The sequence below is a fragment of the Kitasatospora sp. NPDC042419 genome (assembly GCF_056437345.1).
Map to the genome: position 1 here is coordinate 1 of NZ_JBWKAW010000069.1, position 12,562 is coordinate 12,562.

Annotated in this window: 3 protein-coding genes and 1 pseudogene; 1 reads left to right on the forward strand and 3 read right to left on the reverse strand. The window is 76.6% G+C overall.

The window, feature by feature from the left end:
- Positions 1-1,821 (reverse strand): type I polyketide synthase (locus AC067J_RS43385; protein ID WP_478308393.1); only part of this gene is annotated, 1,821 nt, incomplete at its 3' end.
- A gap of 354 nt (positions 1,822-2,175) precedes the next feature.
- A pseudogene (locus AC067J_RS43390) lies at positions 2,176-6,759 on the reverse strand (type I polyketide synthase); the annotation flags it as partial.
- A gap of 278 nt (positions 6,760-7,037) precedes the next feature.
- Between AC067J_RS43390 and AC067J_RS43395 the strand changes: the two are divergent.
- Positions 7,038-9,386 carry an FHA domain-containing protein gene (locus tag AC067J_RS43395; RefSeq protein WP_478308394.1) on the forward strand — a complete coding sequence of 783 codons (2,349 nt, stop codon included), beginning with the start codon at positions 7,038-7,040 and terminating at the stop codon, positions 9,384-9,386.
- Positions 9,387-9,587: 201 nt separating this feature from the next.
- Here the strand turns inward: AC067J_RS43395 and AC067J_RS43400 are convergent.
- Positions 9,588-12,562, reverse strand: a 2,975-nt coding sequence (locus AC067J_RS43400) for a type I polyketide synthase (RefSeq protein ID WP_478308395.1), incomplete at its 5' end; no start/stop codon positions are given.

The window sequence follows — 12,562 nt, forward strand, 5'->3', positions numbered from 1 at the left end:
GACCTCCACCCGCGCCAGCCAGTCCTCGGAGCCGCGCAGCACCGCCTCCACCGAGAAGCCCGTCAGCGGCAGCAGCGCCGCGTCACACTCCCGCAGCCGCTCCGCGAACGCCGGCGAATCCAGCAGACCCACCGTCATGCCCAGCCACTGACCACCCTGCCCCGGGTACACGAACACCACGTCGGTGGCGTCGAGGGCGGTGCCCGCCACGAGTCCGGACTCGACCGCCTCCAGGCTGGTGACGTCCCACGCCACCGCCCGGTCCGACAGCACGGCGCGCCGCGCCAGCGCCGCCCCGACCTCCGGCAGCGGCGCGCCGGCCGCCGCGGACTCCCGTACGGCGGCGGCCTGCGCGCGCAGCGCGGCGGAGCCGGCCCCGGAGAGCAGCAGCGGAACGGGACCGGCCTCCGCCACGGCGCCCGTGGGCTCCTGGACCGGATCGCCCTGCTCCAGGATCACGTGGGCGTTGGTGCCGCTCATGCCGAACGACGAGACGGCCGACCGGCGCGGGCGGTCCAGCGCCGGCCAGGGCCGGGCCTCGGTGAGCAGCTCCACCTTCCCCGAGGTCCAGTCGACCTTCGGGGTCGGCGCGTCGACGTGCAGCGTCCGGGGCAGCTGCCCGTGCCGCATGGCCTCGACCATCTTGATGATGCCGCCGACGCCCGCGGCGGCCTGGGTGTGCCCGATGTTCGACTTGAGCGAGCCCAGCCACAGCGGCTCGCCCTCGCGGCCCTGGCCGTAGGTGGCGAGCAGCGCGTTGGCCTCGATCGGGTCGCCGAGCGTGGTGCCGGTGCCGTGCGCCTCGACCGCGTCGACCTCCTGCGCCGTCAGGCCGGCGTTCGCCAGCGCCGCCCGGATGACCCGCCGCTGGGCGGGGCCGTTCGGCGCCGTCAGCCCGTTGGAGGCGCCGTCCTGGTTGACGGCGGTGCCGCGGACCACGGCCAGCACCGGGCGCCCGGCGGCCCGCGCCGAGGAGAGCCGCTCGACCAGCAGGACCCCGGCGCCCTCGCCCCAGCCGGTGCCGTCGGCGGCGGCCGCGAACGACCGGCAGCGGCCGTCGCCGGCCAGGGCGCGCTGCCGGGAGAACTCCAGGAACGTCCCCGGCGTCGACATCACCAGCACGCCGGCGATCAGGGCCTGGTCGCACTCGCCGTTGCGCAGGGCCTGCACGGCCAGGTGCAGGGCGACCAGCGACGAGGAGCAGGCGGTGTCCACCGTGACGGCCGGGCCCTCCAGCCCGAAGGTGTAGGCCAGCCGGCCGGACAGGACGCTGGAGGCGTTGCCGGTGCCCAGGTGGCCCTCCAGCTCGCCGGGGTGGTCGCCGAGCAGGCCGAGGTAGTCCTGGTCGTTGCTGCCGGCGAAGACGCCGGTGCGGGTGCCGCGCTGTCCCGTCGGGTCCAGGCCGGCCCGTTCGAAGGCCTCCCAGGCGCACTCCAGGAGCAGCCGCTGCTGCGGGTCCATGGCGCGGGCCTCGCGCGGGCTGATCCCGAACAGCGAGGCGTCGAAGTCACCGGCGTCGTACAGGAACCCGCCCTCGCGGGCCAGCGAGGTGCCGGGCGCGTCGGGGTCGTCGTCGAACAGCGTGGTGAGGTCCCAGCCGCGGTCGGTCGGGAACTCCCCGACCGCGTCCCTGCCCTCGGCGACCAGGCGCCAGAGGTCCTCCGGGCCGCGCACCCCGCCGGGGTAGCGGCAGGCCATGCCGACGACGGCGATCGGCTCGGAGGCGCGTGCCTCGGCCTCCTGCTGCCGGCGGCGGAGCCGGTCGGTCTCCTTCAGTGCGCTGCGCAGGGCCTCGACGAGCTTCTCGTCCGGCTGGGTCATGGTCCACTCCGCTCGTCAGGCCGCTCTCGGGCCTCGGAATTGCTCACGTGGGAGGCGACGGGGTCCGTCGCGGGTGACAGGGAAAGGTCGGGGGCGGGCCGCCCCCGCGGAACGGCGGGGCGGCCCGGCGGGCTGTCCGCCGTACGGGTTTCGGGCGGACGGGGTTTCGGGCGGACGGGGTGTCCGTCCGGCAGGGTGTCCGTCCGGCGGGGTGTCCGCCGGACGGGGTTTCGGGCCGGACCGGGATCCGGGCGGGCCGCCGGGGCGTCGACCGGACCGGGCTCCCCGGATCCCGGGGAGACAGGATCCGGGGAGCCCGGGGTCCGGTGAGCCCGGCGGGCGGGTGCCGGGGTGTCAGTCCTCGTCGGGGGCGGCGTCGCCGAGCGCGAGCCGCATCAGGGCCTCGACGTCCATCGCGTCGAGGTCGCCCGCGGGTGCGGCCGGCACGGTCGGTGCGGTCGCCTCCGGAGCCGGCCGGCCCTGGTCCCCCGGCGCCAGCCGCAGCAGTCGGGGCAGCAGCCCGGACTCCCGCAGCCGTTCGACCGGGATAGCGGCCAGGGCCCGGCGGATCTCGCCGTCGGGCAGGTCCACCGCCTCCTCCGCGGGCGCGAGGGACTCCCCGAGGTGGCCCGCGATCCGCTCGGCGTTCGGGTAGTCGAAGACGAGGGTCGGCGCGAGCGGCAGTCCGGTCGCGGCGATCAGCCGGTCGCGGAGCTGCACGGCGGTGAGCGAGTCGAAGCCGAGCTCGCTGAACGCGCGCTCCGCCGCGACCGCGGCCCCCGAGCCGTGCCCGAGCACGGCCGCCGCCTCGTCCCGGACCAGCCGCAGCAGGATCCGCTCCCGCTCGGCCTGGTCCGCCTCGGCCAGCCGGGCGGCCAGCTGCCCGGCCGGGTCGTCGCGGGCCGGGCCGGCGTCGGGCCGCGCGGCCGGGACCGGGTCGGGGACCAGGCCGGCGAGCAGCGGCCGGGGCCGCGCGACGGAGAACACCGGGACGAACCGCGCCCAGTCCACGTCGGCGACGGTGACCAGCGCGTCCTCGGCGCCGACCGCGACGCCGAGCGCGTCCAGCGCCCGTTCCGGCGCCATCGGGGCGAGCCCGCGCAGCCGCAGCCGGTCCGCGACGCCGTCGTCGGCCGCCATGCCGATCCGGGCCCACGGCCCCCAGGCGATCGCCGTGCCGGGGCGGCCCTGCGCCCGGCGCCGCTCCACGAGCGCGTCCAGGGCCGCGTTCGCCGCCGCGTAGGCCGCCTGCTCCGCGCTCCCCCAGACGCCCGCGATCGAGGAGAAGACGACCAGCGGAACGTCCGGCAGCAGCTCGTCGAGATGGGCCGCGCCGTCCACCTTGCCGGCCGCCACGGACCGCAGGTGCTCCGCGTCCTCGGCGGCCAGCGGCACGTCCTGGCTGACGCCGGCCGCGTGCACGACCGCGTCGACCGCGCCGACCTCCGCCAGCAGGGCCTCCACCGCCGACCGGTCGGACAGGTCGCAGGCGTGGGCCTCGGCGCCCGGCAGCTCGGCCAGCAGCTCCGCCGCGCCGGGGGCGTCGGCGCCCCGGCGGGAGACCAGGACCAGCCGCTGCGCGCCGCGGGCCGCGGCCCAGCGGGCGACCTCGGCGCCCAGGCCGCCGGTTCCGCCCGTGACGAGGACGGTTCCCTCCGGCCGCCAGCGCGGCGCGCCGGCCGGCACGGGTGCGGGGACCAGCCGCCGCAGCAGCGGCCCGGCCGCGCGGAGGGCGACCTGGTCCTCGGCGCCGAGCCCGCCGGCGAGGACGGCGAGGAGCCCGGCCGCCACCTGGGCGTCCGCCTGCTCGGGGAGGTCCACCAGCCCGCCCCAGCGGTCCGGGTGCTCCAGGCCGAGGACCCGGGCCAGGCCCCAGGCCGCCGCCGGACCGAGCTCGGGCGCGGGATCGTCCGGTCCGGCGGCCACCGCGCGCCGGGTGACGAACCAGTGCGGCGCCGTCACGCCCAGCCGGGTGACCGCGAGGGCCTCGGCGGGGGTCGACACGGCGGCCAGCACGCCGGCGAGGGCCGGTCCGGGCCCGGCGGCCACCTCGGTGCCCGCGGCCCGCAGGGCCCCGGCGAGGGTGCCGTCGTCGTCGCCCAGCACCAGCCAGGCGCCGGCGGGCGGCTCGGTGGCCGGCAGGTCACCGGCCGGCCGCCACTCGACGCGGTGGCGCCAGTCCTCGGTGCCCGGCTGCCCCGCGGGCGGGCCGTCCAGCCAGAACCGCTGCCGGTGGAACGCGTACGTCGGGAGGTCGACGCGGCCCGTGCCGGGCAGCACCGCGCTCCAGTCGACCGGGGAACCGTTCACGAACAGCGTGCCCAGCGCGGTGAGCGCGGTGACGGCCTCGTCGCGGTCCCTGCGCAGCGTCGGCACGCACACCGCGTCCGGCCGCAGCTGCTGCGCCATCGCCGTGAGGACGCCGTCCGGCCCGAGCTCCACGAACGTGCCGATCCCGCCCAGCGCGCCGACCGCGTCGGCGAACCGGACCGGCCGGCGGACCTGCTCGACCCAGTACTCCGGGTCCGTCCACTGCCCCGGCTCGACCCGGCGGCCGGTGACGCTCGACACCGCCGGCAGCGTCGGTTCGGCGAAGCCGAGGGTCTTCACGACGGCCCGGAAGCCGTCCAGCATCGGCTCCATCAGCCGCGAGTGGAACGCGTGGCTGGTCCGCAGGCGGTTGGTCTTCCAGCCGCGCCCGGCGGCGAGCACGGCCGCCCGCTCCACCTCGTCCGCGTCACCGGAGACCACCACCGCCGTCGGGCCGTTGACCGCCGCGACGTCCAGCGTGCCGAACGCCTCCCGGACGTCCTCCTCCGCGGCTCCGACCGCGAGCATCGCCCCGCCGGCGGGCAGTTCCTGCATCAGCCGGCCGCGTGCCGCGACCAGCGCGGCCGCGTCGGCCAGGCTCAGGACCCCGGCGACGTGCGCCGCCGCGATCTCCCCGATCGAGTGGCCGACCAGGACGTCGGCCCGCACGCCCCAGTGCGTGAGCAGGGCGTGGAGGGCCACCTCGACGGCGAAGATCGCCGGCTGGGCGTACTCGGTCCGGTGGACGAGGTCCTCGTCGTGGAGCGCGGTGGCCAGCGGCACGGCCAGGTGCGGGTCGAACGCGGCCGCGACGGCGGCCAGCGCGTCCGCGAACAGCGGGTGTCCGGCGGCGAGTCCCGCCCCCATGCCCGGCCGCTGCGCGCCCTGGCCGGTGAAGAGGAACGCGCGCTTCCCGCGCACCGCGACGCCTTCGAGCACGCCCTCGCCCCGGCCGCCGGCGGCCCAGGCGGTCAGTGCGTCGGCCGCCTGCCCGGTGCCGCCGTCGGTCCGCTGGGCGAGGAGCACCGCCCGGTGCGGCAGCGCGGCCCGCAGCGACGTCGCCCGGGCGACGTCGGCCAGGGCGCTGCCCGGCTGCTCCCGCAGGTACCGGCCGAGCTGCCCGGCCTGCCGGCGCAGCGCGTCGGCGTCCGGCCCGGAGACGATCAGCGGCACCACGCGGCCGGGTGCCGTCGCGTCCGCGTCGGCGAGCCCGGGGGCCGCGGCGGGCTCGGGGGTCGCCCCGGCTCGGGCGGGCTCGGGCGCGGCCGGGGGCTCCTCCACGATGATGTGGGCGTTGGTGCCGCTGATGCCGAACGAGGAGACGGCGGCCCGGCGCGGCCGGTCGCCCGCCGGCCAGGGGCGGGCCTCGGTCAGCAGCTCCACCCGCCCCGCGGCCCAGTCGACCTTCGGGGTGGGCGCGTCGACGTGCAGCGTGCGGGGCATCAGCCCGTGCCGCATCGCCTGCACCATCTTGATGATCCCGGCCGCACCGGCCGCGGCCTGGGTGTGCCCGAGGTTCGACTTGATCGAGCCGAGCCGCAGCGGCTCGCCCTCACGGTCCCGCCCGTACGTCGCCAGCAGGGCCTGCGCCTCGATCGGGTCGCCGAGCGTGGTGCCGGTGCCGTGCGCCTCGACCACGTCGACGTCCTGCGCCGTCAGTCCGGCGTCGGCCAGCGCGGCGCGGATCACCCGCTGCTGCGACGGACCGTTCGGCGCCGTCAGACCGCTGGAGGCGCCGTCCTGGTTCACCGCCGTACCCCGCACCACCGCCAGGACGGGGTGGCCCAGGCGCCGGGCGTCGGAGAGCCGCTCGACCAGCAGCATGCCGACGCCCTCGCCCCAGCCGGTGCCGTCGGCGGCGGCCGCGAAGGACTTGCAGCGGCCGTCGGCGGCCAGCCCGCGCTGCCGCGAGAAGCCGACGAAGGTCTCCGGGGTCGCCATCACCGCGGCCCCGCCCGCGAGCGCCAGGTCGCACTCGCCCGCCTGCAACGCCCGGGCGGCCAGGTGCAGCGTGACCAGGGACGACGAACAGGCCGTGTCCACGGTCAGCGCGGGGCCCTCCAGCCCGAGCGTGTAGGAGATCCGGCCGGAGGCGACGCTGCCGGCGTTGCCGGTGCCCAGGTACGCCTCGACCTCGTCCGGGACGTCCAGCAGGCGCGCGGCGTAGTCGTGGTACATCAGCCCGACGTAGACGCCGGTCCGGGAGCCGCGCAGCGAGAGCGGGTCGACCCCGGCGCGCTCCAGCGCCTCCCAGGCCGTCTCCAGCAGCAGCCGCTGCTGCGGGTCGGTCGCGAGCGCTTCCCGCGGCGAGATCCCGAACACCTCGGGGTCGAAGTCCGCGGCCTCGTAGAGGAAGCCGCCCTCCCGGGCGTAGGACGTGCCCGGGTGGTCGGGATCGGGGTGGTAGAGCCCCTCGACGTCCCAGCCGCGGTCGGTCGGGAAGAACCCGATGCCGTCCCGGCCGTCGGCCACCAGGCTCCACAGCTCGTCCGGGGTGGTGATACCGCCGGGGTACCGGCAGGCCATGCCGACGATCGCGATCGGTTCGCGCGTGCCGGCCTCGGCCTCGGCCAGCCGCTTGCGCGTCTGGTGGAGGTCCGTGGTCACCCGCTTCAGATAGTCCCGGAGCCTCTGCTCAGTCGACACCAGCGCGTCACCTCACTCCGGTGGTCACCGGGATCGCAGGGTGGGACGGCACCGCGGACCGGCGGTACCGTCCCAGACGGTAGGAGCACCCCACAGGCCCCTCAACCCCTAGGAGTCCCTTAGCGCGTGTCCCGTCGCGTGCACCGGGCCGGACGGCGGGCCGCCGACCGGGCCGGACAGCGGGGCCGGACGGCGGGCCCGGCAGGGGGGCGAGCTCGTCTCCCGGGCAGCCGGCGCCCCGTCGGACTAGCATCGTCCGTATGGGAGACCGAGATTTCGGGCCCAGCGCGCCCCAGCTCGTACTCGACGCCGAAGGCGACTCGCAGGTCATGAGCCCGAGCCGTTCCTACGCCGTCGGCCGGGACCCGGAGAGCGACGTCGTACTGACCGACCCCCGGGTCTCCTGGCACCACGCCGTCCTGCACGTGGGGGACGGCCAGTGGGTGCTGGACGACGTCGGCTCCACCAACGGCACCTACACCGAGGGCCACCGCGTCGAGCACCTGGACGTCGGCCCCGGCAGCGTGGTGCGCTTCGGCGATCCCGCCGACGGCCCGTGCTGCTGCCTGCGGACCCCGCCCGAGTCGGCCACCGTCCGGCAGCGGCAGTCGTCCGCGCTCACCTCGATCACCGGCTCCTACCGGCCGCCGGCCAGCGTGCGCCCGCTGTCCGCCAGGGTCATCCGGATCGGCCGCGCGCCCGACAACGACCTGGTGGTGAGCGACCTCACCGCCTCCCGCCACCACGCCGAACTGCACGCCCTCCCCGACGGCCGGTACGAGATCGAGGACCTGGCCAGCCACAACGGCACCTACCTCAACGGCCAGCCCGTGTTCGAGGCCGTCGTCGGCCAGGGCGACCTGGTCGGCATCGGCCACTCGGAGTTCTGCCTGGTCGGCGACGAACTCCAGGAGTTCGTCGACACCGGCGACATCGACCTCGACGTCGAGGACCTCACCGTCACGGTCGGCGACGACCGCGTCCTGCTCGACCACGTCACCTTCCCGGTCGGTGAGAAGAGCCTGCTCGCCGTCACCGGCCCCAGCGGCGCGGGCAAGTCCACCCTGCTCAACGCCCTGACCGGCCTGCGTCCCGCCACCGGGGGCACCGTCCGCTACGACGGCCGCGACCTCTACCGCGAGTACGCCGAGCTGCGCCACCGCATCGGACTCGTCCCGCAGGACGACATCATGCACACCCAGCTCCGGGTCCGCCGCGCCCTGCGCTACGCGGCCGAGCTGCGCTTCCCCGAGGACGCCGCACCCGCCGAGCGGGAGGCCCGGGTCGAAGAGGTGATCAACGAGCTCGGCCTCACCCAGCGCGCCGACCAGGTCATCTCCAGCCTCTCCGGCGGCCAGCGCAAGCGCGTCAGCGTCGCCCTGGAGCTGCTCACCAAACCCTCCCTCCTCTTCCTCGACGAGCCCACCAGCGGCCTCGACCCCGGCATGGACCGCTCGGTCATGCAGATGCTCCGCGGCCTCGCCGACGACGGACGCACCGTCATCGTCGTCACCCACAGCGTGCTCAGCCTCGACCTCTGCGACCGGCTGCTGCTGCTCGTCCCCGGCGGCCGGATCGCCTGGTACGGCCCGCCCGGCGAGGCCCTCGGCCACTTCGGCTTCGAGCACTGGCCCCAGGCGTTCGAGGCCTTCGAGAGCCAGCGCGACCGCGACTGGGCCGGCGAGTACCGGGCCTCCACGCCCCACCGGCGCTACATCGCCGGTGCCATCCACCCCGCCGTCTCCGGGGCCGGGGCGCCGGCGCCCGCCGCCGCCCCGGCCCCCAGACCCACCCCCCGGCGCTGGCGGAAGCAGGTCTCCACCCTGGTCCGCCGCTACTCCACGGCGCTCGCCGCCGACCGGACCTTCATCGCCGTGATGATCGCCCTCCCGTTCATCATGGGCGCGCTGACCCGCGCCCTCGCGGGCGGGCAGCTCGACCAGGACACCGCCCTCAACGCCCTGCTCATCCTCTGCGTCGGCGCCGTCCTCATCGGAGCGGCCAACGCCGTCCGCGAACTGGTCAAGGAAACCGTCATCTACCAGCGCGAACGCGCCGTCGGCCTGTCCAGATCCGCGTACCTGTGCTCGAAGATCGTGGTGCTCGGGGCCATCACCGTCGTCCAGTCGGTGGTGCTCACCCTGGTCGCCCTGGTCAGCGTCGGGCTCGGGCCACCGGGCGCCGACGGCGTCTTCCTGCCGCCCCTGCTGGAGATCGCCCTCGCCGCCGCGCTGCTGTCCGTCACCACGATGATCCTCGGCCTGCTCGTCTCCGCCGTGGTGAAGAAGGAGGAGGTGACCATGCCCCTGCTGGTCCTGGTCGCCATCGTCCAGGTGGTGTTCTGCGGCGCGCTGCTCCAGCTCGACCACACGCCGTTCCTCAACCAGCTCTCCTGGCTGGTGCCCTCGCGCTGGGGGCTCGGCGCCATGGCCGCCACCGTCGACCTGGGGGCCCTCCTCCCCGACGCCCTCACCGACGATCCGATCTTCGCCCACAGCCGCACCGTCTGGCTGCTCGACATGGGCATGCTGGTGGTCCTCGCCGTGCTCTTCAGCCTGATCGTCGCCAGACTCCTGCGCCGCCGCGAGCCCGTGATCATGCGGAAGTAGCGGCGCCGGCGTCCTCCGACGGCGCTCCGCCCACCTGCCCACCAGCCCACCAGCCCGCCCGGTGGAGCGCCGGCGTGTACCGGCGCTCCACCGTCGACCGTCCGTCGTCCGGCCGCCGTCCGGCCTGGGCCCCGTCCGTCGTCGGTCCGTCCTGGGCCCCCGTCGGTCGGAGGCCCAGGTCGGGTCGGAGGCCCAGGCCGGTCAGAGGCCCAGGTCGTTGTCGATGAACGCGAACATCTCCTCGTCGCTGGCCTCCTCCAGCAGGTCGGCGACCTCGTCGGACTCGGCGGGCTGCCAGCCCGCGAGCAGCTTCCGGAGCCGGTCGGCGATCCGGTCGCGGACCTCCGGGTCGAGCCCGTCGGCGGCCAGCGAGGCCTCGAACCGGTCGAGCTCGGCCAGCGCGGGCAGCAGCGGAGCCGCCGGCTCCTCCGGGGTCAGCTGCTCGTGCAGGTGCCCGGCCAGGTCCCCGGGGGTCGGGTAGTCGAAGATGACCGTCGCCGGGAGGCGCAGGCCGGTCGCCGCCGTCAGGCCGTTGCGCAGCTCGACCGCCGTCAGCGAGTCGAAGCCCTGGTCGAGGAAGCCCCGGTCGGGCTCCATCGGGTGGTCGGCCGGGTAGCCCAGCACCGTGGCCATGTGCCCGTGCACCAGGTCCAGCAGCAGTTCGCGCCTGGCCTCGTCCGACAGCCCCGCCAACCGCTGGGTCACCGGAACCACCACGGGCGCCACCGCCGCCCGCACCGCGACCGCCTGCGGCCGGACCAGGCCGCTGAGCAGCGGCGGCACCTCCCCGCCCGCCCGCACGGCCGCCAGGTCGAGCCGGATCGGCACCACCGGCGCCGCCGGCGCGGTCACGCCCGCGTCGAAGGCCGCGAGCCCCGACGCGACGTCGAACGGGTGCACACCGGCGCGGGCCATCCGCTGCCGGTCGGCCTCGTCGAGGTCCCCGGCCATGCCGCCCTCGGCCCACGGTCCCCAGGCCAGCGCCTGCCCCGGCAGGCCGAGCGCCCGGCGGTGCTGCGCGAACGCGTCGAGGAACGCGTTCGCCGCGGCGTAGTTCGCCTGCCCCGGCGTCCCGAAGACCGCCGACGCGGACGAGAACAGGACGAACGCCGACAGGTCCAGGTCCCGGGTGAGCTCGTGCAGGTGGAGCGTGCCGTCCACCTTGGGGCGCAGCACCCGGTCGAGCCGGTCGGGCGTCATCTGCTCGACGATCCCGTCGGCCAGGACGCCCGCGGTGTGCACCACCCCGGTCAGCGGGTGCTCCGCCGGGATCCCGGCGAGCACCTCGGCGAGCGCCGCCCGGTCGGTGACGTCCGCCGCGGCGAGCGCGACCTCGGCACCCTCCGCGCGGAGTTCCTGCGCGAGTGCCTCCCCACCCCCGGAACGGCTGAGCAGGAGCAGGCGGCCGACGCCGTGGACCGCGACCAGGTGCCGCGCCACCTCGCCGGCGAGCGTGCCGGAGCCACCGGTGATCAGCACCGTCCCGGCCCCGAACGGCCCGCCCGTCGGGTCGGCTGCCGGATCGGCCGGCAGGCCCTCCGCCGGACCACCCAGCGGACCGCCGGCCGCGGTGCGTGCCAGACGCGGTGCGAACAGCGCGCCGCCGCGGACCGCGAGCTGCGGCTCGCCGGAGGCGACAGCCGCCGGCAGCGCCCGCCAGGACGCGGCGTCGTCGTCGACGTCGAGCAGGACGAACCGGTCGGGGTTCTCCTGCTGGGCCGAACGGAGCAGCCCCCAGACCGCCGCCCCGGCGAGGTCGACGCCGTCGCCCTCCGGCAGGACCGCGTTCCTGGTCAGGACCACCAGCCGGGAGTCGGTGGCCAGCGAGCGCTGCACCAGCTCCAGCATCCGGCGGACCTCGGCGTGCGTCGCCTCGGCGACCCGCTCGGTCCCGCTGGTCCCGTCGGCCGTGGCACCGGCGGCGACGAGCACCACCGGGGCGCCGAGGCCGGCCCGCGCGGGCACGCCGGGCAGCTCCGCCAGCGGCTCGCCGAGCACCGCCCAGCCGGCCTCCCCCGGGGAGACCGCGGGTGCGGACGGCGCCGGCACCCGGTCCCACTCGACCGCGAACAGGTCCGCCGCCCCCGGACGGGCGGAGGGCACCGGCCGCATCACCAGCGACCCGACCGTGAGAACGGCCTGCCCCGCCGCGGTGGACGCCTCCAGCCGGATCGCGTCACCGCCGGCCGGACTGATCCGGACCCGCAGCCGGTCCGCGCCGGCCGCGTACACGGCCACGTCCGACCAGCTGAACGGCAGCCTCGCCACCGTCGCACTCCCACCGTCGGTGTCGGTGTCGCCGCCGTCGGCGTCGGTGTCGGTGTCGGTGTCGGCCAGGCTCAGCGCGTGCAGCGCCGCGTCGATCAGGGCCGGATGCGCGCCGAACCGCGACGCCTCACGCTGCTGCCCCTCGTCGAGCACCACCTCGGTGAACAGGTCGTCGCCGCGCCGCCAGACCGCTCGCAGGGCCTGGAACGCCGGCCCGTAGTCCAGACCGATGTCCCGGAGACCGGCGTAGAGGCCGTCGAGCGGCACCTCCACCGCGTCGGCGGGCGGCCAGGCCTCGGACGGGTCGGCGGACGGCTCCGCCGTCGCACCGGTCCGGGTGAGGGCACCGGTGGCGTGGTGCAGCCAGCCGTCCCCGTGCTCGTCGCGGGAGTGGATCCGCAGGGCCCGGCGGCCCCACTCGTCCGGCCCGTCCACCGTCACCTGGATCTGGACCGCGGTCCGGTCCGGGACGACGAGCGGCGCGTGCAGCGTCAGCTCCTCGACGGTGTCGCAGCCGACCTGGTGGGCGGCCTGGAGCGCGAGCTCCAGGAGCGCCGTACCGGGCAGCAGCGCAGCACCGGCCACCACGTGGTCGCCGAGCCAGGGCTGCGCACGGAGCGAGAGCCGGCCGGTGAGCACCGTCCCGGCCCCGTCCACGAGCGGGACGACCGCGCCGAGCAGGGGGTGCCCGGCCGCGTCGAGCCCGGCGGCGCTCAGGTCGCCGACACCTCGGGCCGTCTCCAGCCAGTAGCGCTGGTGCTGGAAGGCGTAGGTCGGCAGCTCGGCCGGACGGACCCCGGTGAAGAACGGGCTCCAGTCGACCGTGACGCCGTGGACGTACAGGGTCGCCAACGCCGTGAGGGCAGTGGTGACTTCGTCACGCTCGCGGCGCAGGAGCGGCGCCGTGA